We start from the raw sequence: 18,778 nt of genomic DNA, 5'->3' as shown, positions 1-18,778 counted from the left end.
GGGGGCAGTGTAGCGCGCGCTGCCTAACGGGCGTTAGGTGGGCGTCCACCACAGCCGACGGGCAAAGGCGCCGCGTGCCTGGACTTTGGCCGCACGCGCCTCTTCCAGCTCGGCGGGACTTAGCCCATCCAGTTCGGCCAGGGCATAGACGACTTCCAGCACGTCGGCCAGTTCCTCGACCTCGCCGCTCTCCAGATACTCGGTCACCTCTTCCTGCAACTTCTCGTGCAGGGCGGCGCGGAAGGCGGCCTCTGGCAACGGCGTGGCCTGCCCGCCAAACAGTTCAGGAATGCGGTCGCGCACCAGTTTGGGCATGCGGTCACCCTAGCGGATGGTCAGGGGCTGCGGCGCAGCGGGAAGATGCTGAACGCTTCGCGGAAATGATTCGGAATCGCAAACCACCAGTTTCCTAATCTGGGAAACGCTCTTGGCAGGAATGCTCTAGGGTTCAGGCATGACGTTCGAGGAGCGCCGTCCTACTCCAACTGCGGCCCCCGCAGCCCGGCAACTGCCCCTGCTGCCCGCACCGTCTCCCCAGGCTCCCGTTGAAGCTGAGCAAGAGCAAGAAGCTGTCATGGCTGTTGGGCCAACCCCAATTGCAGAGCGGGCCACTGGGCCTCTCAGCCCCTGGCGCAAGAGCGGCAAGCTCGTGGGTAACCCGCCCATCAGGGACGAAAAAGATGTCCCCAACATCAAAATCGTTGAGAGCGAGCAGAACTACAAGACGCTGCTTGCTGGCGCCAAGAGTCTGCTCAAGGGTCAACGTGACCGGGCAGATGCCATGCTCAGCAAAGACAAGACGAAGGTGCTGGACTACCGCTACTGGTTCGCCAAGGTCTACAGCTACGTCACCGAACAGGAAATCCGCTACTGCGAAGAACGAACCTTCGATTACCCCAGCTACGTGATGCAGTGCGTACTGAACTTCGACAAGATTTACGCCGATAACTTGAAAGCGGCTCAGGCCCAGGTTGAACCGCACTGGAAAGCGGCGTTTCAAACCGCTCATGATATGCAACATGGGGATGGGTTTCCTGTGGATGCGGCGGGGGTGTTGTTCGCCCTGGTGGCATCCATGCTGGCCCACATCCGTTACGACCTGCCGCGCGCCGAGGCGTGGGTGGCCGAAAAGTACGGTCAGCAGTTCGGCGCGAAACCATCGGACTTCAAAGCAGACTTTTTCCGCATGAGCGGCGTGTTCGACATCTCCGGGCGCAAGATGTATGGCGATATTCAGCGACTGATGGGCCCGAATACGGTCAGCCAACTGGTGGTGAAGCTGGGTATTCAGGCGAATATGACCGACGGGGCTATGCGGTACGTGATGGGTGCCGACATGAGCACCGAACGCCTAGAAACCTGGCGGCGCATGACCGCGATGGTGAGTCAGGATTTAACGCCCAAGAACCCCTACACGCTGAAAGACGGTAAGCTGAACGGCGACATCACCAAGACACCCAGCGCGGGCATTGCGCCTCTGGGTCAAGTGGAACCGGACAACCTCCGGCCTGATATGAAGGGCATTCAAAGTTCCACGCTGGAACGCTATGGACAGGTGTTTGCGGGCCTGCATATCTGGGGTCAGGACGTCATTCAGAATTTTGTGCTGGGTGGCAAGCAGGCGGTAGCCAATGAAACCCAGGCATACCTGGACCCCCAGCGGCGCGAAAAAATGGTGCCAGAGCGGCACGCCAGCATGCTTCTGCAACTCATTTATCTGGATTCCAGAGGCTTTGACCCTGAAGCGCAGACCCTCGCCATGCTGGCTTTGAAAACCGCCAAAGCTCAGGGCAGTCTGGTGCTGGTTGTCAATATGGTAGATGCGTTTACCCTTGTCAAATCCTTCCCCATGGAAGAACGGGAGGCGGTCAGCAACCTTCTGACGCAGGATTATTTCCCACATCTTGAGCCGCTCAATGCGGCCAACCTCATTATTAAGTGGAGTGCAATAGGTATTCAGACACCTTTTGTAATTGCTCAGATTTTGAGGGTTTACAACGCGCTGTCTTCAGAGAAAAAGAAGACTGTAAAGCGTATTTTGGCCGAAGAGAAAGCCCAGATACCTTTCTTGAGGTGAGTCGTATGAATAACACGATTCTTGTTGCCGCGCTTGTTGTTGCCGGGGGAGCTGTTGTGGTCACGCATAAAAAAGAAGACATACGAACACCACAACAGGCTGTGGACCAGTTCATTCGAGCTTTGCTGCTTGTGGACGCAAACATGCTGGCAGATTCGTTAGACGAAGAACAAACTGGAGAAGAAATTCTGGCGAAGACATGGGGTGTCCTGACTCCTTACATAGACCGCCGTGAGCCTCGTGACCCGAATTTGTACAGTTGGAAGGTCACCGATTTCAAAATTGCTCCGGCAGCGCCCCGATACGGCACAGCCAAGGTCGAATACAAAACAGCAGACCCTGTGGCCCAAGCGGAACGAATGCTAGAACTTCAGGGGGCGCAGTATGACGCTGAAGGGCGTTTGACTGGGTTTGACCCCAAAGTCCATATCAGCGAGGGCGAGGCCGCCCGCATGGCCGCTGCTGACCCAAACATCCCGACGCTGACGTATGTGGTACCCGTGGGTCTGATTCGGCCACACAAAGACTCTCAGCACTGGGCCATAGACCCCAGCCGCAAATTCACACAGGCCCTGCTCAATGTGGTTGTGAATGGAAATGGCTCAGAGAGTAACGAGCAATACCGCGTCAAGCCCTAGAGAGTCTGGGAGAGATTTTCTCTCCCCAGCCGACGGATTTCTTTTGACTTCACCCCTCTTTTCTGCCCCCTTGACAGGGTCTGTACCCTGGTTACGTAAGGAGGTCACCCAGTGACACCACGGACAATTCCGCCCAGCATTCTGGGCATCAAGACCACCCCAGCCCCCGCCCGGTTCTCGGCGGGGGTTTCGCCGGAAAGGTGAGGCCCAGTCCCTTAGTTGCCCACGAACACGCCCTTCATGCGGACGGTGACGGTGTATTCCCCGGGCGGCAGCGGCAGCCAGCGATTGAAACGGTTCAGGGGCGCATCCAGCTGAAGATGGTCCCACTGACATGGGCCAACCGCACAGAGATGGCTGCTTTGCAGCCAAGCATCGAGCGCAGGGGTGTACCAGCGCACCGGCTCGCCGCGTTCGTTGCGAAGAATGGCGTCCAGTGGGGACAGTCCAGAGACCACCTCGACCGAATGCCCCGTTTCGTTGTGCAACACGGCGGCGAGGGTCAGCGTCTCCCCCACCTGCGCGGTTCTGGGCACCTGCACCTCGGCGCGCAGCGGTCCAGTCTGTGCCTGTGAAGCTGGAAACGTGGGCGCACGGGTGATACGGATTGCCGTCCATTTCCGTAACATCCAGAAAAGAGCTGGATGTTCCCCGCCTTCGGCGCTGTGCCAGCCCAATTCCCGGCAATCCGTACTTTTTCCCTCTCCCTCCGGTCGGAAAAATTCCATAACCTGTTACGGAATTTTTCGGAATTCGTATGAGCGCAAAACCACCCGGTGGCACCGGCAGTCCGGCCAGACGCAGCGCAGCTTGCCACTGGGCTTCCGTGGCGGTCCCTGTCCCCAAGAGTGAGTCCAGTTCACAGCCAAGCCCAAGCGCACAGCCACGCAACACCGAACCCTGCAGCTCAAGGGGCAATGGCTCAAAGGCCTTCAGATAGGCCTGCCACCGGGCTTCCCTGGCCTGCATAAGAGCCAACCACGCGGCCTGCTCCTCCGCCTCTCTATCCGGCAGCAACGTGCAGGCACTCAGGGCCAGCAGCGCCAAACTGCACACCACGTTTGTCCACATCGCTCCACCCTATCCCGCACGGTGCCGACACCATTGCCCCTTTGCCCTGCGTGGTAGCCTCGCAACATGTTTGAGTCGCTGGGCAACAAGTTACAGGACATCCTGGACCGCGTAGGCAAGGAACGCCAGCTGACCGAAGCGCAGGTGAAGACCGCCATGCGCGAGATTCGCATGGCGCTGCTGGAAGCCGACGTGAATTTCAGCGTGGCCAAGGATTTCGTGGCCAAGGTCAGCGAGAAGGCCGTGGGCCAGGACGTGCTGGGCAGCCTGAACGCCGGGCAGACGGTGGTAAAGCTGGTTCACGACGAACTGATTGAAACCCTGGGCGGCAAGAGTGTACTGCCCGAGCTGAAAACCGAAGGCAACGTGTGGTTCATGGTGGGCCTGCAGGGGGCCGGCAAGACCACCAGCACTGGCAAGCTGGCCGCGCACTACAAGAGCAAGGGCCGCCGCGTGCTGCTGGTGGCCGCCGACACGCAGCGCCCGGCGGCGCGCGACCAGCTGGAGGTGCTGGCCCGGCAGGTGGGCGTGCCGATCCTGAAGGTGGCCGACGGCGAACGCCCGGAAGAAACCAAGCGCCGGGTGGACGAGCACCTGAAGACCGATTTCCGCGATCTCGTGATCGTGGACACCGCCGGCCGCCTGCAGATTGACGAGGCCCTGATGGACCAGCTGGCCGACCTGCAGGCGGCCATGCATCCCACCGAATCGCTGCTGGTGGTGGATGCCATGACCGGTCAGGAGGCCCTGAACGTGGCCCAGACCTTCGACCAGCGCGTGACGGTCACGGGCCTGGTGATCACCAAGATGGACGGCGACGCGCGCGGCGGGGCGGCCCTCTCGGCGCGCAGCGTGACCGGCAAGCCCATCTACTTTGCCGGCACCAGCGAGAAGCTGACGGGCCTGGAACCCTTCTACCCCGACCGGGTGGCGGGGCGCATTCTGGGCATGGGCGACGTGCTGGGCCTGATTGAGCGCGCCCAGCAGGCCGACCTGAAGGCGATGGAGGTCAAGAAGCCCGGCGACTTTGACCTCGAAGACCTGCTGACCCAGCTGCGCCAGATTCGCCGCATGGGCCCACTGGGCGACCTGCTGAAGCTGATTCCCGGCATGAGCCGCGCCCTGCCCGAAGGCTTCAATGTGGACGAGAAGCAGATTCAGCGCATTGACGCCATGATCTCCAGCATGACCCTCAAAGAGCGGCGCAATCCCAAGATCATTGACGGGCGCCGCCGCAAGCGCATTGCCGAGGGCAGCGGCCACAGCGTGCAGGACATCAACAGGCTGCTGAAAATGCACGAGCAGATGAAGGACATGATGAAGATGCTGCAGCGCATGGCGGGCCCCGGCGGCAAGGGCATGAAGCCGCCGCGCATGCCGAACCTGCCGCCGAATCTGAAGCGCTAAGGCGCGGCCGTTGACAGCCCTGGCCCGCCTCCGTATACTCACTGCCGCTGAAGAACGCGCCCAGGTGGCGCCCAGCGGCAAGGGACGTTAGCTCAATCGGTAGAGCAGCTGACTTTTAATCAGCGGGTTGTAGGTTCAAGTCCTACACGTCCCACCAAGAAAGGCCCCGTCACTGACGGGGTTTTTTCGTTTCGCCTATTTCCTGACCAGTCCTGTCTTGTCCGGCATTTACCCCAGTTCCACCCCAATAGCTTTTGTGGGGTATTAGCTGGCTTTCTTGCGCCGCACTGTTTTGACCGCTGGTCGGCGGGCCGCTGCCGCCGGAGCAGGCTTGGCCACAGGCACCGTGGGCTTGGTCTTCGGGGCCAGCAGCTGGGCGCTGTCGAGTGCGGCCGCCCGGTGCTCCTCTTCGTAGACGTGGGCATAGGTCTGCAGGGTGAAGGCCACGTTGGCGTGGCCCAGGCGCTCGCTGACCACCTTGGGGCTGATCTTCTGTGCCAGGGCCAGCGAGGCGTAGGTGTGCCGCAGGTCGTGGAAGCGGATGCGGGGCAGCTTTGCCTGCTCGGTCAGGCCCCGCCATGTGCGGTTCAGGGTGTATGTGCCGAGGGGCGTGCCCACGCTGGAGGGGAACACGAGATCAAACTCCTGCCACCGCGCTCCTGCTTTCTCTTTCATGGCCGCTACCCGCGCCCGCTGGTCACGCAGCACGGCCATCGTCTCCCCTGCCACGTGCACGCTGCGGCGGCTGCGGCTGGTCTTCGGGTCAATGAATTGGGGCCGGTGGTTCACGATGACCAGGTTCTGCCGGATGTGGAGCTTGCCCTCAGCTTCGTCGACGTCCTGCCACCGCAGGCCCAGCAGCTCGCCACGGCGCAGGCCGGTCATCAGCGCCAGATAGAACAGCGCGTAGAGGTCATCGGCCTGCGCCGTGGCCAGGAACTTCGAGGCCTGCTCTGGCGTCCAGGCCTGCATCTCGGTTTGGGTCTTCCGGGGCGGGGCCACGTTCTGGGCCACGTTGCGGCCGACAAGACCCCAGCGCAGGGCCTGCTGGAGGGCACGACGCAGCACGGCGCGGGCATAGCTGGCTGTGCGGGCGCTGAGGCCGTCGCGCAGCATGCTGGTGATCAGGCCTTCGACGTGCAGGGGCGCGAGCTTCTGCAGCTGAATCTGGCCCAGGCGAGGCACGAGGTGCTGGTCCACGAGGTACTTGTAGCTCTGGTGGCTTGTGGGCTTCAGTTCCTGCTGCGCGTGGTCCAACCACGCGTTCAGGTACGTCTCGACGGTGTGACGGTTCGGCGCGGCCAGCACGCCGGCGGCCTCGTCCGTTTTCATGGCGTCGCGCTTGGCCATGACCTCTTTGCGGGTGGCGCCGTAAATGCTGACGCGGCGCTTCACGCCCGTGGCATCTTCCAGGGTGGCACGTAGCTCCCAGGTGCCATCGGGGCGCTGGCGGATACTGCCCTCGCCATTCGATTTTCGTCCAGGCATTAGATTTCCAGATAGAGCGCCAAAGGTACCAAGTGGCCTTGTGTGGACTTGACGTTGAAGAAGTCGCGCATATTGCTCAGACTCCCCGCGAAATTCGCCAACGTACCGGCCAGAGCCTGCCCATCAGGTTGAAAGTGGGCGACGGAAAAATCTCCGGCTTGGTCATAGCGCTGTGGGGGCGCGGCGATACCCACCAGTGTGAAGTCCAACGTGGGCGCCTGACCATAAGCATCGATCAAGTCTTCAATGGGCGTGAGGAGATGCCGAGTCTCCAAATACGCCGTGTACTTCTGTCCGGCTTGGCTCCGAAGGATGACAAGGGTTTTTCCCTTCATATAGGAGCGCAACAGGTACGACATTTGAGTCGTGTTCGGCGGTGTGGTCAGCTTTGTGCTCGGGTCTGCCAGAGGCTTAACCGCTTTAATGATCTCCGGGAAGTCCTTGACCTTCTTTTCGGCCCAATCGAAGTCCAGCAAAAAAATCTTTCCGTGAACTGTTGTAAAGCGGTGACCAACCCGTTCCATAACCAAGTCGAACGCCCTATGGTGCAGCCCAAACAGATCAGCCGTAGCGCGACGTTCATGGTCTGTGCGACTGTCTCCCCCGACCTTCACCCCGTGCTTCCAATCTGCACCAATCTCTCCGGTCATACCAGCGAGAGCAGCGAGCTTGCCTTCAACGGATCCACCAAGATCGACTCCGACCTCGGTGGTCTTCTCTGGACTGGTGACTTCCTCACTCCATCCCTCTTCCCGCACCTTGCTGTACAGCAGCTTCAAGCCACCGTCCATTTGGGACAGGTAGGAGAAGATGCGGTCCTGGTTCAGGTAAAGGAAGTCACGAATCGGAGCCGTGACGCTCGGCCCAGCGCCGCCGCCGGGCGTCCCGCTCCCGCTCGAATTCCGTCCGGGCGTCCCTGAAGCGCTGCTCATTCTCGGCCACACCCTTTTGAGCAGTTTCCAGCACCAGGCGCGCCGTGCTCCCTTTGGGAAGCTTGCGGGCGAGTTCGCGCAAGGCCTTCATAGGATTTCATCATAAGAGGAACCTCCAAAAGAATTTCAAGAGCCTGCCCACAGTAAGGGGGCGAGACTACCCCCAACGTGCTCGACATCAAGTAGCGACCTCCCCGCCTGCAGGTCGCTTAGCCCAGGGAAAGTACGGCGTTTTCTGCTCTTCGCTAAAAACCACCCGGACAGGCGCGTCTGGGGTACTCAGTGATTCAAGCGCGTCGCAGATGTAGTCCTCTTCGGTCCGTGCGCGCCAAGCGGACGCCACCGAGAATCGCAGGGTGAAGCCAGAACCCTCAGCGGTAACCGCTGGCCATTGAAAGAACCGGCCGTCGACTTTCAGGCGCACCACAGCGTCGCGCAGCGTGTCCGGGAGGTGGTCGCCTTCAGGCCACAGCAGCGGGTTGCGAAGTCGGCCGCGCCACCACTGGTGCACGATCTTGCCGTGATCCAGCAGATCCGGCTGCATACGGTACGGAGGCTCAATCACGTCGGTGTACAGCGTGCTTTGCATCTTGATTTCCCGAAGGATGCCATTCACCAGATGGTAGATGCCGAAGATCTCCACCTCGCGGCTGTCCCAGGTGACACACAGGATGCTGCGGGCGGCGCCATGTCGACTGAACTGCGGATCAACATCGTTGCGCTTGAACAGGCGGCGCCAGCCGTAGTCGTCAAGACAGTCATACATTTCCAGGACGTGGTGCTGTGGAGTCACGACGAGCGGCCCCACGCCCGGTACTTGGTAAACGCCCACGCCTGCCCGTCCACGCTGTAGGCGTACACCCGGCCCTGATTACGAATGTCGGCGTTCAGCCGCTGGGGCGCATACGCCACGTTGTCGCTGTACATACCCGGGCGCCCGCCCAGAAGGCGGTACCGCTTGGCCACCAAGCTCCCGTCAGGCATGCGGAACGCAAACACGTGTCCGTCGCTTGTGAACAGGTCGTGACTGTCCACGAGTACCCATGCACCCTGCACCAGGCCCGTGCCGTCCGGCAGAGTCATGCTGTCGCCGCTGATCTGGAATGCGAACATCCCGAACCGCCGGAAGGGGGCTGGAATCGGCAGGCGGCGCTGTTGATTGAAGGGCGAGGCATCCAACAGATTTCCAGCCCCGATGAAACCCAGGACGGGCGCTTTGGTGGGGACATAACGGCGGGGCAAAAAGAATGACTGCATGCGGAAGTTCCTCCTCTCAGTTCAGGTTCGGGCTGTAATCGGTGGCGACGGTGACAACCTTCCCGATCACCTGAACGTCACCAGCGGGTATGTCTTCGTGGGTGCGGTTTTCGGCACGGAACACCGCCCCCAGGCGCGTTTGGGCATAGAGGCGGCAGTGCACGCCAGCTTCGTCCGCAATCACGTACACGCGCCCTTCGGACAGCTCACGCTCGGCGCGATCAATGTGGAGCACACTTCCCGGCCGAATGCTGGCTGGCCCCGTCCCCACCATCTCGTCACTGTCCAGTTGCAGCAGCAGCGGCTGCTTGATACCTGGCGCTACCGCGTCGTGGGACACCGGCAGGCCCAGGTTCTCCAGGTCACGCGCGGCCTGCATGGGATAAACGTCGGCGCTCCCCTCCCCCACCAGCGTCAATGGGGCGATGCCGAGGTCAATGCCAGTTTCCTTCTGGAGTTGCGGAAGGGTCCATCCCAGCGCGGTAGCTAAGGCCACCACTTTTGAGAAGCCCGCGTTGCGCAAATCCACCTTGCCACGCTCCACGTCGCTGACCCACCCCTGTGTCATGAGGTCACCAGCCTCAGCCACAATGTCTTCCTGACCCTTTCCCAGCTGCAGGCGGCGCATTTTTAGCCGGAGCGCCCAAGTCGGTGGGGCTGAGCGGTTGGGTTTGGTCTTGGGGTTTGGCATAGTCGTGAGAGCGTACATTTCGCCTGTACTACGCTCACTGTACGGATAGAGTTCCGTTTCATCTAACGATAAATCCGAGTAAGCGCCCCTGGTCCGCGTGGGTACATTGACAATGTACGGATGGATTTATATTCTTGGCATATGCGAATGACCCAATTACGGCGGCTGCGCGAGGAGCGCGACCTAACCCGCGATCAACTCGCAGCGAAGTCAGGCGTCTCCTCGCTGACCATTCGTGCCCATGAGCTTGGAAACGTAAAGGGCACAGAGACACGCACCTCTGAAGCCCTAGCGGAAGCGCTTAGTGTCCCCGTACAAGCTCTTTTTTTTCCTCTCTTTACGGATAAATCTGTAAATATTACCCAGTCCGATCAGGTGCCTGTATGACGGCCCCTGCCACCCAAATTGACGCAGATCTGCTGACCGTCGACGACCTGCGTGCCCTGACCCAGTTGGGCCGGGACCACGTGTACCGGCTGCTGGAGACCGGCGAGATCAAGAGCCTGCGCATCGGGCGCCAGTACCGCGTGCCGCGCAGTGAGTACGAGGCCTGGAAGCAGCGTGCCCTGAAGGCCAGCACGCCCCAGCCCATCTCCATCCCCATCACCCTCGCCGCCCCTCGCGGGCGTGGGCAGCGAACCGAAACCCGGCGCTGAAACACCAAACCCTCCCGGTCATGGCTGTTGGAGCAGCTCTCGGGAGGGTCAGGAGACACATGAACCGTACACCAGCACCACCCACCCCGACTAGTCCCCCCCTGAAGGCCGCGCTCGCCATTGAGCTGCGCGTGCTCGGGGACACCCAGCCCCGCCTGTACCCCGTGGCCAGCCTGGAGGGCAAGCGCCGGCTGTTCAGCCACCGCGCCTGGGCCGAGCGCACCTGCGAGGGCTGGCTGCGCGTGCTGTTCGCACCCGGCTGGCTGATCACCCGCCCCAGCGGCGTGATCGAGCACGTCACCAACGCCGTCTGCCCTGACGAGCCCGGCGCCGTGGAGCGCGTGCTGGCCGACATGGAGGCCCGCTACTGCGTGCACCTGTGGGTGGCGCCGATCAAGCTGCCGCGCAACGTCGAGCCGTTCGGTCAGCGCTACCGGGCGGGCGCCTGCCCCCCCAACGATCACGCCCTGGAGATGGCGCAGGCCTGGGGGGCCGCGTGAGCGCCGACCCAGCCTTTACCGGGTCCCTGACTGGCCTGTTGTCCGGCGGGCTGATCACCGCAGAGGTCGTTCGCAACCCCACCACCGGCGAACACGGCCTGCAGCTGATGGTCGAACTGGCCGGGGGCGAGGGTGAAAACCTGACCGTCACCCTGGACGCCGAGGAGGCCGTGGACGTGGCCACCGATCTGCTGCTGCTGGCCCAGACCTGCCGCGAGCGCAACCGGGGCGGTGGCGCGTGAACGCCCACGATGTCGCCAACCGCCAGCAGATTGAAGTCCTGCTGGCTGACCTGCAGGAGAACGCCCAGACCCAGCGCGAAGCAGCCGAGCGGCTGGCCGAACTGCCGGACGGCCACCCCGACCGCGACCGCTATGCGCGCGTCCTGGCGCAGCAGCGGCAGCAGCGGATCGAGCAGCTGGAGGGCACCGGGGCCTACCGCCCCACCGTCTGGTGCCTCAACCCGGGCTGCCACGCGCCCTACCCGGCCGAGCTGCCCGCGTGCCCCGAGTGCGGCGCCGCCACGCGCCCGCCCCGCCGGCTGGCGGCCACACCCTGCGCGTGCGGGCAGCCGCGCCTGGACAACGTGACGCGCTGCGAGGACTGCGAGGCCCTGCTGTGAGCCCGCTGACCCTCGCCCTGATCGTCGTGCCCGGCGCCCTGGTCGGCTGTGTCTTCTGTGACGGCCAGCGCCTCTCGCCGCGCATGTTTGCCGCCGTCGTGGTTGTGGCCGCAGCGGTCGGCACGTCCTACGGCACGCTGCTGACCCTGGCCCCAGACGCGCGCCCCGACATGCCCGGCGCCCTGAAGGTTCTGCTGGCCCTGCTGGGCGTCCTGGCCGTGGTCCTGCTGCTGACCCTGTTCAACCTGCTCACCAAAAAGGCGGTGCCCAATGAAGCTCAGTGAACTCCAGAAGCGCCTCCAGGCCGCGTTTCCGGCCCACATGATCAACTGGAAGCCCGGGGTGATCAGCAAAGACCGGAAGCGCGCCCTGATGCTGGCCCACATTGACGCCCGCGCGGTGCAGGACCGCCTGGACGCCACCTGCCCCGACGACTGGTCGTTTGAAGTGGAGGTGGTGCCCGGCACCCGCCTGCCCACCGTGAAAGGCCGCCTGACCGTGCTGGGCGTGACCCGCGAGGACATTGGCGAGGCCCAGGAAGGCGACCTGGGCACGCTGAAGGCGGCCAGCAGCGACGCCCTGAAGCGCTGCGCCGTGCACTTCGGCATTGGCCGCTACCTCTACGACCTGCCCAAGACTTGGGCTGACTGGGACGACGCGGGGCGCAAGCCGATGACCACCCCCGAGCTGCCCGACTGGGCGCGGCCGGACCACGAGCGCACCCCCGGCGGCGCCCACCTCGCGCAGGCCATGGAGCAGCTGCGTTACGAACTGCCCGAGGACCTGGAGCTGCAGCGCGAGATCTACAAGCACCTGAAGGCCGCCCTGGGGCGCCTGGACGAATACCGGAAGGCGAATCATGCCTGAACTCGCCCTCCACGGGAAGCGCGGCGCCGGCCGCGTGGCCCTGGTGGATGACGCCGACATGGCCCAGGTCAGCCAGCACCGCTGGCACCTGGGCAAGGACGGGTACGCCCGGACGCACGTCCGGGGCCAGGTCGTCACCCTGCACCGGTTCCTGGCCGGTGAGGGCCGTGAGCAGTACAAGGACCACAAAAACGGCGACAAGCTGGACAACCGCCGCCGCAACCTGCGGGCGTGCTCGCAGCGCGAGAACAGCTACAACCGCCGCCGGCACCGCAACAACCGCAGCGGCTACAAGGGGGTTACCCGCTGGAAGGGCCAGTGGCGGGCCTCCATCCATCAGGACGGCCGGCAGCGGCACCTGGGGCTCTATCCCCACCCCATGCTGGCCGCGCTGGCGTACAACGCGGCGGCCCGCGCCCTGTTCGGGGAATACGCGCAGCTGAACGTCCTGGATCTCGCCGCCTTTGCGGAGGTGCCCCATGCCGCCGACTGAGGCCAACCTGCCCGGGGTACTGGACGATCTGTTCGCCGCCGCCGCTGCACGCGGGAACGGCGTGCGGCACAAGCTGGCCAACGGCCTGCGCCTGAAAGCAGGCCTGCGGGGCGAGCGGCGCCTGCTGCTGGTGTGGCGCTCGGGCGACCGGCTGCCCAGCGCCACCGAGTGCGAGATCGTGGGCCACGACGCGGGCTTCTTCCAGCCCAGATACCAGTTGCGGCCCTGCGCGGAGTCCCCGAACGCCTTTCTGATCACCGAGGGCTACCGGGGCGACGTATGCGAGCACACCTGGGGGCCCACCGACCCGCTGCAGATGGGCAAGGTCAAGGGTGAGCGCTGTGTCTGTACCCACTGCGGCGCGCAGTGGACCCGCCTGGACGGCCGGCGCCCCACCACCACCTACAACGGGCAGAAGGTGCGCCCGGCGGTGCTGGAGCGCTGGCAGGTGCGTGGCCCGGTGCCGCCCCAGATCACGGAGGAGGTGCCGGCCGAGGTGCTCGAGGCCCTGGCCGAGGACCGGGCCGACGTGCCGGTGTACGAACCGGCGCCGAGCTGGCGTGATCGCAAGGCGGCGAAGAAGGCCGCGCCCGTGGACCGCGAGGCCGAGGCCCGTCAGCAGGCGCGCGACGCCGCCGAACGGAAGCGACTGAGTGGGCTGCTGGGCCTCGTGGATTTCTGGTGCATCTTCTGGGATCCGTGGTTTCAGCGGGCCACTGTTATCGCCGTCCGGCGCGACTACCTCAAAGGCGCGGACCTAGAGGACCTGCGCGCCGAGGTGCGGGGCCGGTATTTCCAACAGACCTTGCCGCACGCCCTGCCGTACGTGCTGCTGGCCCTGCGCTGGCGGCACGTGGCGCGCGCCCTGCCCGAGGTGGCCACGCCCGCCCCGGTGGCGTCCAAGCGGGGGCGGAAGGCCAGCACAACCCGGAAGCCCCGCAGCCGGAAGGCGGCAGCGGCATGAGCATCGTCGTGCTGAACGAAGTGCTGGACAGCAGCACCACGAAGGGCAGCGCCCGCTGCGTGATGGTGGTCCTGGCCGAGCAGGCGGGCGAGGACGGCCGGTGCTGGCCAGGACTCGCCCGCGTCGCCCGGCGAGTCAACGTCACCGAGCGCCAGGCGAAAAACCTGATTCACGAACTGGAGACTCTGGGCGAACTGCTGGTGGATTACGGCACAGGCCGGAGCAACACCAACACGTACTGGGTCATCCCGCCAGCGACCGCCGCCCGGTTGATTCAAGAGCTGACCGAGCAGGCCGAAAGGGTGAAATCCAGCGCAGAAAGGGTGAAACTTTTGACCCTGCTGGAAAGGGTGAAATCTAGCGCAGAAAGGGTGAAAAATTCTGCGCAAAGGGTGAAATCCAGCGCCGAAAGGGTGAAGCCCGTTTCACCCGAACCGCCAAGAACCTTAGAACCAAAAGAAGAACCAACAGCAGCAGCAGGGGAAGCCAACCCGGACACTTCCGCTGCGGCGGCTGCCGGTCAGGACCAGGAAGGGCGACACGCTCAGCAGGGCAGCGCCGGTGGCGCTGACGCCCCTCACGGGGCGGATGGAGCGGACGCACCTTCGGTCACGGGTTCAGCTCAGTCGCCAGCAGCTCAGAAACACGGCGCCACCAGCACGGAAAACATTCCGGGCGCGGCGGCGGGCAGCGCGGCGCTGGCCGTGATCGTGGGGGCCCTCCGGGGCATGAAGACCACAGTGCCCGAGCTGATTTCGGAATTCGATTACCGCGCCGAATGGCTCAACATCCCTGCCGAGCAGCTGCGCCAGATGGTGGCCGACGCCCGGAGCAAAGGCACCCGGTACCGGGGGGACTTGATTGCCGCCCTGGACGACGAGGCCCTGCGCCGCCTCGCACCCCCTGAACCCGCTGACACCCATGAAGAGGAATTCGACTTCACCGCTGTCCTGAACAGCGCGCCGCTCGACGGCAACCGGAGGCGTCCATGACCACCACCGCCACCCCAAGAGAACAGGCTGTCGTGACCTTCGCGCAGCAACAGCTGGAACAGGCCCGCGCGAACCACGCCCAGCAGCACCCCCGCCCCGCACCCATCCCCACCGTGGCTGACCTGCTGGACCGCGTGCGCACGGGCAAACCCGCACCCCTGTATCCCCGCCTCTCGGCCGTGCAGGCTCTGGGCCGCGTGCAAAGCGTGCCGGCCTACGTGCGCGCCGTGGCCCTGGCGCTGCATGAGCGTGACTGCCAGGACGGCCAGATCTTTGCGGCGCCTGCACCCGGTGCGTCGCCCATCAGTGTGCCCTGCACGGTCTGCGAGCAGGCCCGCAAGGAAAGCGCGCTGCGCGCCCAGTTGGAAGCCAGTGGCGTGGCCGGACGCTACCTCGATCCTGAATGGCGCGACCTGCAACTGCCACCACCACTGGACCGCGTGGAACGCAAGTGCCGTGATATCTCCAAGCTGCTGGACGCGGGCGTGAACCTGTTGCTGCACAGCGAAAATACGGGCAGCGGCAAAACGCAGGCGGCCATGCTCGCCGCCAAGGCCACCATCCGCGCGGGCCGCACGGTCGCCGTGGTGAACATGGCGCGCCTGGCGCTGGACGTGCGCGAGAAGTACGACAACAAGACCGGCGAAGCCCTCAGCGAGAAGGCCGCGCTGCTGCGCATGGTGAAGCCGGATCTTCTGATCATTGACGACCTGGGCGCGGGCGAGCCCGACGCGGCCAGCATTGAGCGCCGCCTGCTGTTCCTGGCGCTCGACGAACGGCAGGTGCGCCGCAAGTCGGTCATTGTCACCACAAACCTGAAGCTGGCCACGCCGCAGGGCACGAAGGAGCCCAGTCTGGCCAGCATTTTCGGTGCGCGCGTTCTGGCGCGGCTGCAACCGTTGACCATCTTGCACGTCAACCACGGCATCAACTTTCGCGCCCAGCCGGGGCAGGTGAGCTGGTGAGCCACATTGGAGATCCGCTCAAACTGCCGTTTGCCAAAGTGCTGCAGCAGGTCACCCGCCTGCGCGTCAGCGAAGCCTTCCGGATTTTGGTGACGGCTGGGGCCTGCGCCCTGACGGCGGGCCAGCAGGAGGCCCTGTACCTCGACACCATCAAGGGCCTGCACCGCCAGGACCTGGAAACCATCGCTCACGCCTTCGCGCAGCTGCGCCTGGACATGGAGGCCCACCCGTTTGTGGACCTGCTGGGCCCGGTGTACATGGAGATCGCCCACCAGCTCGACAAACAGGCGCGCGGCGAGTTTTTCACGCCCTACGCCCTGAGCTACGCCATGGCGAAGATGACGGCGGGCGACGTGCGCGACCTGATCGAGCCGGGCAAGATCCTGGCGTGCAATGAGCCCGCCTGTGGCAGCGGCGGCATGATTCTGGCGTTCAGCCACGTCCTCGTGGACGGGGGCGTGAGCCCGCTGCACACGCGCTGGGTGGCCCAGGACATCAGCGACACCAGCTGCTACGCCACCTACATCAACCTCACGCTGTGGGGCATCCCCGCCACCGTCGTCTGCGGCAACACGATCACGCGGGAAACCCGCTGGGCGTGGCCGAACTTGTTCTGGAGCATGGCCCGCCCCTACGGCATGTCCGAGGACGAGGCCCGCGCCCGCCGCCTGCTGGACGCCGTGCGGTCCCTGATCGCCGCGCCCGCCCCTGAACCCGCACCCCCGCCCCCGGCCGCGCCAGCCCCCGTGGTGGACGCAAAGCCCGCCCCCTTCGGGGCTGAATTCGGCCCCTTGTTCGGCGGTCCGTCGTGACCCCTACCAAGTCGCCCACCCTCTCCCCCGCCCCGGAGGTTTCTATGCCCGCAACCGACACTGCCGCCACCCCGAAGAAAACCCGCACCAAAAAGGGCAGCGAGGCGCCCGCCGAGCCGGTGGATTTCAAGACGATGGCGGCCCAGACGCGCGCCAAGATGCAGGCCAGCCACGAGCGCGGCAAGGCGCTGGGCGGCAAAAAGGCCGCTGCCGCTGCCCCCGTGGCGGCCGAGGGCGTGCCGGCCGACACCGACCTGCCCTTCCCCGTGAGTGAGGCGCAGCTGGAGGCGGCCAGCACCGAAGGTCAGCCCTTTGCGGCGGCGGTCGTGTCGCCAACTGCCGAGAGTTTCCCCGTGGGCAGCCGCGTGCGCTTTGAGGAATCCGAAGGCGTGTGGCTGGACGGCATTCTGGAACAGCACCTCCAGGGGGACGGCATGGGCACCTGCCTGATCGCGGTGCCGGTCGAATCTGGGCCGCCCCAGCACTTCACGGGCGCCTACGGAGACCTCCAGCTGGTGGCGCTGCCCGGCACGCTGGCCGCCAAGGTCCTGCGCGACCTTGTGCCCGGCGAGCTGATCGGGGAGATGCCAGCCGCCGCCCCCGAGTTGCCCGGCACGCCGGTCCTGATCAGCCCTACAGATCTGGCGCCCGGCACCCTGGGCCTGCACGCGGTGCCCCTGCACCAGACCGCCCGCAGCGGCTGCAACGTCCGCCACCACTACGACCCGGCCGCGATCGAGGAGCTGGCCGCCAGCCTACGCGCGGAGGGCCAGATCGAAAACGCCACCGGCCGCTGGAACGCCGAGGGTGTGGTGGAGATCGTGGCCGGGGAGTCGCGCCGCCGCGCGCAGCTGCTGCGTGCAGAAGGCGGCGAACAGGGCCTGACCCTGCTGGTCAACATCCGCGAACTGACCGACGCCGAGGCCCTGAGCATCTCCGCGACGGAAAACATGCGCCGCCGCCAGATGACGGCCCTGGAGGAGTGCGAGGCCATGCACCGCCTAAACGAGGCCGGGCGCAGCGTGGAAGAGATCCAGGCGATGTTCGGATACAAGTCGGCGCAGCCGGTGGCCGACCGGATTCTGGTGGCCAAGAATCTGCACACCACCCCGCGCGAGCTGCTGGACCGGGGCGAGCTGAGCCTCGCGTGCGCCATGGTGATCGCCCGGGCACCCGGCCAGGACCTGCAGCTGAGCATGACTCAGGACGCCACCCGTGCCTGGAACCGGGCCACCGCCGCCGAGCTGAGCAAGCGCCTCACGCAGGGCCAGTTCCTGGTAACTGAGGCCCGGTTCGACGTGGACACGTCCGGCCTGCAGGTGAAGCGGGACCTGTTCGACGCCTTCGAGCCCTACTTTGAGGACAAGGCCGCCGCGCTGAACCTGCAGATCCAGTGGGCGCAGGCCCGCGCGGACAAATTGCGCCAGAAGGGCAAGCAGGAGTTCGTGCACGTCGTGACGGACGGCTCCTTCGACCGGTACGGCCGCGTGTACTACGGTCACGCCGGGGCAGGCCGTGGGGGCTACGTGATCACCGTCAGCCCACAGACCGGCGCGGTGAATGAGCACGACCAGGTGCTGCTGCGCCCGGGCAAAAGCGTGACCACCGACGAGACGGGCAAAAGCAAGGTGGAGTCCGTCAAGCCCATGCCTGACAGCGCGTATCTGGCCGCCCACCAGATGCGGGCCACCGCCGCCCGGACGACCATCCTCGGCAACAACCACCTGACCCTGGCGATGGCCGTGTGGGGGCTGGTGCTGGGCGGCAGTGACAGCGGCGTGGGCCGCGTCAACCTGACCAGCGTGAACCGGGAGCACGCGCCCATCCCGGCGCTGGAGGAGCGTGCTGAGGCTCTGGGGCAACTGCTGGCGCCATACACCTCCGGCACGTCCGTCCACATTGCGGCGCTGAGCGTGTCAGGGGTTCGCCCGGATCCGGCGCGGCTGCTGGAACGCCTGATCGCCATGACCGACGAGGAACTGCTAGGGCACCTGAACACCCTGATCGCCCGCAGCGCCTACGACTGGTCCCAGTACAACAACAAGGACGCGGCGAAACCAGAATACGCCCTGCTGGCCAGCCTGACCGGTGCTGCGGCGCATCTGGCGCAGTCGTTCAAGTTGACCGACGAGTGGCTGAAGCGGTACCCGCGCCAGGACCTCGTGGCGCTGGCTGAGGAGGCCGGGCTGGGCCGGGCGCTCGTCGAAGACTGCGGAACCCTCAAGGAAATGCGCGCCCGGATCCTGGAGCACGCTGATCAGTTGCACGCGGCGGGCTTCGTGCCCCGGCTGGTGCAGTTCCCCGCACCGCCCACCCCTGCCGCCCCCGCAACCGCCGCCGACTGAA

Annotated in this window: 23 protein-coding genes, 1 tRNA gene and 1 pseudogene; 17 read left to right on the top strand and 8 right to left on the bottom strand. The window is 64.9% G+C overall.

The window, feature by feature from the left end:
• Nucleotides 1–33 precede the first annotated feature (33 nt).
• A complete protein-coding gene (locus tag K7W41_RS11035; RefSeq protein WP_224608103.1) occupies nucleotides 34–315 on the bottom strand; it encodes a nucleoside triphosphate pyrophosphohydrolase in 282 nt (93 codons plus the stop codon).
• A 139-nt stretch (nucleotides 316–454) separates the two neighbouring features.
• On the opposite strand from K7W41_RS11035, the gene K7W41_RS11030 reads away from it, so the two are divergent.
• Entirely contained in the window at nucleotides 455–2,077 is a 1,623-nt protein-coding gene (locus tag K7W41_RS11030; protein ID WP_224608099.1) for a DUF5995 family protein, read from the top strand.
• A gap of 5 nt (nucleotides 2,078–2,082) precedes the next feature.
• Nucleotides 2,083–2,715 (top strand): hypothetical protein, encoded by a 633-nt coding sequence (locus tag K7W41_RS11025; RefSeq protein ID WP_224608096.1) that lies wholly within the window; start codon nucleotides 2,083–2,085, stop codon nucleotides 2,713–2,715.
• A 215-nt stretch (nucleotides 2,716–2,930) separates the two neighbouring features.
• Here K7W41_RS11025 and K7W41_RS11020 read toward each other — a convergent pair whose 3' ends face one another.
• On the bottom strand, nucleotides 2,931–3,443 hold the full coding sequence (locus tag K7W41_RS11020; RefSeq protein ID WP_224608093.1) for a hypothetical protein: 513 nt from the start codon (nucleotides 3,441–3,443) through the stop codon (nucleotides 2,931–2,933).
• Nucleotides 3,444–3,852: 409 nt separating this feature from the next.
• Between K7W41_RS11020 and ffh the strand changes: the two genes are divergently transcribed.
• On the top strand, nucleotides 3,853–5,193 hold the full coding sequence (gene ffh / locus K7W41_RS11015) for a signal recognition particle protein (RefSeq protein WP_224608090.1): 1,341 nt from the start codon (nucleotides 3,853–3,855) through the stop codon (nucleotides 5,191–5,193).
• Nucleotides 5,194–5,274: 81 nt separating this feature from the next.
• A tRNA-Lys gene (locus K7W41_RS11010) sits at nucleotides 5,275–5,350 on the top strand.
• Between the two features lie 107 nt (nucleotides 5,351–5,457).
• On the opposite strand, the gene K7W41_RS11005 is transcribed toward K7W41_RS11010, so the two are convergent.
• The 6 genes from K7W41_RS11005 to K7W41_RS10980 all read right to left on the bottom strand — a co-directional run bounded on the left by K7W41_RS11005 (nucleotide 5,458) and on the right by K7W41_RS10980 (nucleotide 9,561).
• Entirely contained in the window at nucleotides 5,458–6,681 is a 1,224-nt protein-coding gene (locus K7W41_RS11005; protein WP_224608087.1) for a tyrosine-type recombinase/integrase, read from the bottom strand.
• A complete protein-coding gene (locus tag K7W41_RS11000) occupies nucleotides 6,681–7,472 on the bottom strand; it encodes a hypothetical protein (protein ID WP_449508526.1) in 792 nt (263 codons plus the stop codon). Before K7W41_RS11000 ends, K7W41_RS11005 begins: the two co-directional genes overlap by 1 nt.
• A gap of 46 nt (nucleotides 7,473–7,518) precedes the next feature.
• The gene (locus K7W41_RS10995) at nucleotides 7,519–7,704 is read right to left on the bottom strand and encodes a hypothetical protein (protein WP_224608081.1); all 186 of its coding nucleotides are present in this window, start codon (nucleotides 7,702–7,704) and stop codon (nucleotides 7,519–7,521) included.
• Nucleotides 7,705–7,791: 87 nt separating this feature from the next.
• Nucleotides 7,792–8,445 carry a hypothetical protein gene (locus K7W41_RS10990; protein WP_224608079.1) on the bottom strand — a complete coding sequence of 218 codons (654 nt, stop codon included), beginning with the start codon at nucleotides 8,443–8,445 and terminating at the stop codon, nucleotides 7,792–7,794.
• Entirely contained in the window at nucleotides 8,403–8,870 is a 468-nt protein-coding gene (locus K7W41_RS10985) for a S24 family peptidase (RefSeq protein WP_224608076.1), read from the bottom strand. Before K7W41_RS10985 ends, K7W41_RS10990 begins: the two co-directional genes overlap by 43 nt.
• A gap of 16 nt (nucleotides 8,871–8,886) precedes the next feature.
• A complete protein-coding gene (locus tag K7W41_RS10980) occupies nucleotides 8,887–9,561 on the bottom strand; it encodes an XRE family transcriptional regulator (protein ID WP_224608074.1) in 675 nt (224 codons plus the stop codon).
• 141 nt (nucleotides 9,562–9,702) lie between these two features.
• On the opposite strand from K7W41_RS10980, the gene K7W41_RS10975 reads away from it, so the two are divergent.
• The 13 genes and pseudogenes from K7W41_RS10975 (at nucleotide 9,703) to K7W41_RS10915 (ending at nucleotide 18,777) form a co-directional block, all read left to right on the top strand.
• Nucleotides 9,703–9,948 carry a helix-turn-helix transcriptional regulator gene (locus tag K7W41_RS10975; protein ID WP_224608071.1) on the top strand — a complete coding sequence of 82 codons (246 nt, stop codon included), beginning with the start codon at nucleotides 9,703–9,705 and terminating at the stop codon, nucleotides 9,946–9,948.
• On the top strand, nucleotides 9,945–10,217 hold the full coding sequence (locus tag K7W41_RS10970; protein WP_224608069.1) for a helix-turn-helix domain-containing protein: 273 nt from the start codon (nucleotides 9,945–9,947) through the stop codon (nucleotides 10,215–10,217). Before K7W41_RS10975 ends, K7W41_RS10970 begins: the two co-directional genes overlap by 4 nt.
• A gap of 59 nt (nucleotides 10,218–10,276) precedes the next feature.
• Nucleotides 10,277–10,717 carry a hypothetical protein gene (locus tag K7W41_RS10965; RefSeq protein WP_224608066.1) on the top strand — a complete coding sequence of 147 codons (441 nt, stop codon included), beginning with the start codon at nucleotides 10,277–10,279 and terminating at the stop codon, nucleotides 10,715–10,717.
• The gene (locus K7W41_RS10960) at nucleotides 10,714–10,959 is read left to right on the top strand and encodes a hypothetical protein (RefSeq protein WP_224608063.1); all 246 of its coding nucleotides are present in this window, start codon (nucleotides 10,714–10,716) and stop codon (nucleotides 10,957–10,959) included. The genes K7W41_RS10965 and K7W41_RS10960 overlap by 4 nt, the downstream gene beginning before the upstream one ends.
• Nucleotides 10,956–11,339 carry a hypothetical protein gene (locus K7W41_RS10955; RefSeq protein WP_224608060.1) on the top strand — a complete coding sequence of 128 codons (384 nt, stop codon included), beginning with the start codon at nucleotides 10,956–10,958 and terminating at the stop codon, nucleotides 11,337–11,339. The genes K7W41_RS10960 and K7W41_RS10955 overlap by 4 nt, the downstream gene beginning before the upstream one ends.
• The gene (locus K7W41_RS10950; protein WP_224608057.1) at nucleotides 11,336–11,623 is read left to right on the top strand and encodes a hypothetical protein; all 288 of its coding nucleotides are present in this window, start codon (nucleotides 11,336–11,338) and stop codon (nucleotides 11,621–11,623) included. The genes K7W41_RS10955 and K7W41_RS10950 overlap by 4 nt, the downstream gene beginning before the upstream one ends.
• A pseudogene (locus K7W41_RS10945) lies at nucleotides 11,610–12,232 on the top strand (Rad52/Rad22 family DNA repair protein); the annotation flags it as partial. The gene K7W41_RS10950 and the pseudogene K7W41_RS10945, both read left to right, overlap by 14 nt.
• A complete protein-coding gene (locus K7W41_RS10940; protein WP_224608051.1) occupies nucleotides 12,199–12,699 on the top strand; it encodes an HNH endonuclease in 501 nt (166 codons plus the stop codon). The pseudogene K7W41_RS10945 and the gene K7W41_RS10940, both read left to right, overlap by 34 nt.
• On the top strand, nucleotides 12,686–13,663 hold the full coding sequence (locus K7W41_RS10935) for a hypothetical protein (protein ID WP_224608048.1): 978 nt from the start codon (nucleotides 12,686–12,688) through the stop codon (nucleotides 13,661–13,663). Before K7W41_RS10940 ends, K7W41_RS10935 begins: the two co-directional genes overlap by 14 nt.
• A complete protein-coding gene (locus K7W41_RS10930) occupies nucleotides 13,660–14,655 on the top strand; it encodes a helix-turn-helix domain-containing protein (protein WP_224608045.1) in 996 nt (331 codons plus the stop codon). The genes K7W41_RS10935 and K7W41_RS10930 overlap by 4 nt, the downstream gene beginning before the upstream one ends.
• Nucleotides 14,652–15,620, top strand: coding sequence for an ATP-binding protein (locus tag K7W41_RS10925; RefSeq protein WP_224608042.1), 969 nt, complete (start codon nucleotides 14,652–14,654; stop codon nucleotides 15,618–15,620). The genes K7W41_RS10930 and K7W41_RS10925 overlap by 4 nt, the downstream gene beginning before the upstream one ends.
• Entirely contained in the window at nucleotides 15,617–16,432 is an 816-nt protein-coding gene (locus K7W41_RS10920) for an N-6 DNA methylase (RefSeq protein WP_224608039.1), read from the top strand. Before K7W41_RS10925 ends, K7W41_RS10920 begins: the two co-directional genes overlap by 4 nt.
• Before the next feature lie 44 nt (nucleotides 16,433–16,476).
• Nucleotides 16,477–18,777 carry a ParB/RepB/Spo0J family partition protein gene (locus tag K7W41_RS10915; protein ID WP_224608036.1) on the top strand — a complete coding sequence of 767 codons (2,301 nt, stop codon included), beginning with the start codon at nucleotides 16,477–16,479 and terminating at the stop codon, nucleotides 18,775–18,777.
• The last annotated feature ends 1 nt before the right edge of the window (nucleotide 18,778 follow it).

It is taken from the genome of Deinococcus multiflagellatus, from assembly GCF_020166415.1.
In the GTDB taxonomy this organism is placed as follows: Bacteria; Deinococcota; Deinococci; order Deinococcales; family Deinococcaceae; genus Deinococcus; species Deinococcus multiflagellatus.
Note: the sequence above shows the minus strand (reverse complement) of the source record. Positions and strands in the feature narration are given on the sequence as shown.

Excerpts from the sequence above, each read along its gene's own strand:
- K7W41_RS10935 (WP_224608048.1), top strand. The coding sequence starts at position 12,686 with ATGCCGCCGACTGAGGCCAACCTGCCCGGGGTACTGGACGATCTGTTC.
- K7W41_RS11025 (WP_224608096.1), top strand. The coding sequence starts at position 2,083 with ATGAATAACACGATTCTTGTTGCCGCGCTTGTTGTTGCCGGGGGAGCT.
- K7W41_RS10980 (WP_224608074.1), bottom strand. The coding sequence starts at position 9,561 with ATGCCAAACCCCAAGACCAAACCCAACCGCTCAGCCCCACCGACTTGG.
- K7W41_RS11035 (WP_224608103.1), bottom strand. The coding sequence starts at position 315 with ATGCCCAAACTGGTGCGCGACCGCATTCCTGAACTGTTTGGCGGGCAG.
- K7W41_RS11000 (WP_449508526.1), bottom strand. The coding sequence starts at position 7,472 with ATGGACGGTGGCTTGAAGCTGCTGTACAGCAAGGTGCGGGAAGAGGGA.
- K7W41_RS10995 (WP_224608081.1), bottom strand. The coding sequence starts at position 7,704 with ATGAAGGCCTTGCGCGAACTCGCCCGCAAGCTTCCCAAAGGGAGCACG.
- K7W41_RS10925 (WP_224608042.1), top strand. The coding sequence starts at position 14,652 with ATGACCACCACCGCCACCCCAAGAGAACAGGCTGTCGTGACCTTCGCG.
- K7W41_RS11030 (WP_224608099.1), top strand. The coding sequence starts at position 455 with ATGACGTTCGAGGAGCGCCGTCCTACTCCAACTGCGGCCCCCGCAGCC.
- K7W41_RS10975 (WP_224608071.1), top strand. The coding sequence starts at position 9,703 with ATGCGAATGACCCAATTACGGCGGCTGCGCGAGGAGCGCGACCTAACC.
- K7W41_RS11005 (WP_224608087.1), bottom strand. The coding sequence starts at position 6,681 with ATGCCTGGACGAAAATCGAATGGCGAGGGCAGTATCCGCCAGCGCCCC.
- K7W41_RS10985 (WP_224608076.1), bottom strand. The coding sequence starts at position 8,870 with ATGCAGTCATTCTTTTTGCCCCGCCGTTATGTCCCCACCAAAGCGCCC.
- K7W41_RS11020 (WP_224608093.1), bottom strand. The coding sequence starts at position 3,443 with ATGGAATTTTTCCGACCGGAGGGAGAGGGAAAAAGTACGGATTGCCGG.
- K7W41_RS10970 (WP_224608069.1), top strand. The coding sequence starts at position 9,945 with ATGACGGCCCCTGCCACCCAAATTGACGCAGATCTGCTGACCGTCGAC.
- ffh (WP_224608090.1), top strand. The coding sequence starts at position 3,853 with ATGTTTGAGTCGCTGGGCAACAAGTTACAGGACATCCTGGACCGCGTA.
- K7W41_RS10940 (WP_224608051.1), top strand. The coding sequence starts at position 12,199 with ATGCCTGAACTCGCCCTCCACGGGAAGCGCGGCGCCGGCCGCGTGGCC.
- K7W41_RS10915 (WP_224608036.1), top strand. The coding sequence starts at position 16,477 with ATGCCCGCAACCGACACTGCCGCCACCCCGAAGAAAACCCGCACCAAA.
- K7W41_RS10965 (WP_224608066.1), top strand. The coding sequence starts at position 10,277 with ATGAACCGTACACCAGCACCACCCACCCCGACTAGTCCCCCCCTGAAG.
- K7W41_RS10930 (WP_224608045.1), top strand. The coding sequence starts at position 13,660 with ATGAGCATCGTCGTGCTGAACGAAGTGCTGGACAGCAGCACCACGAAG.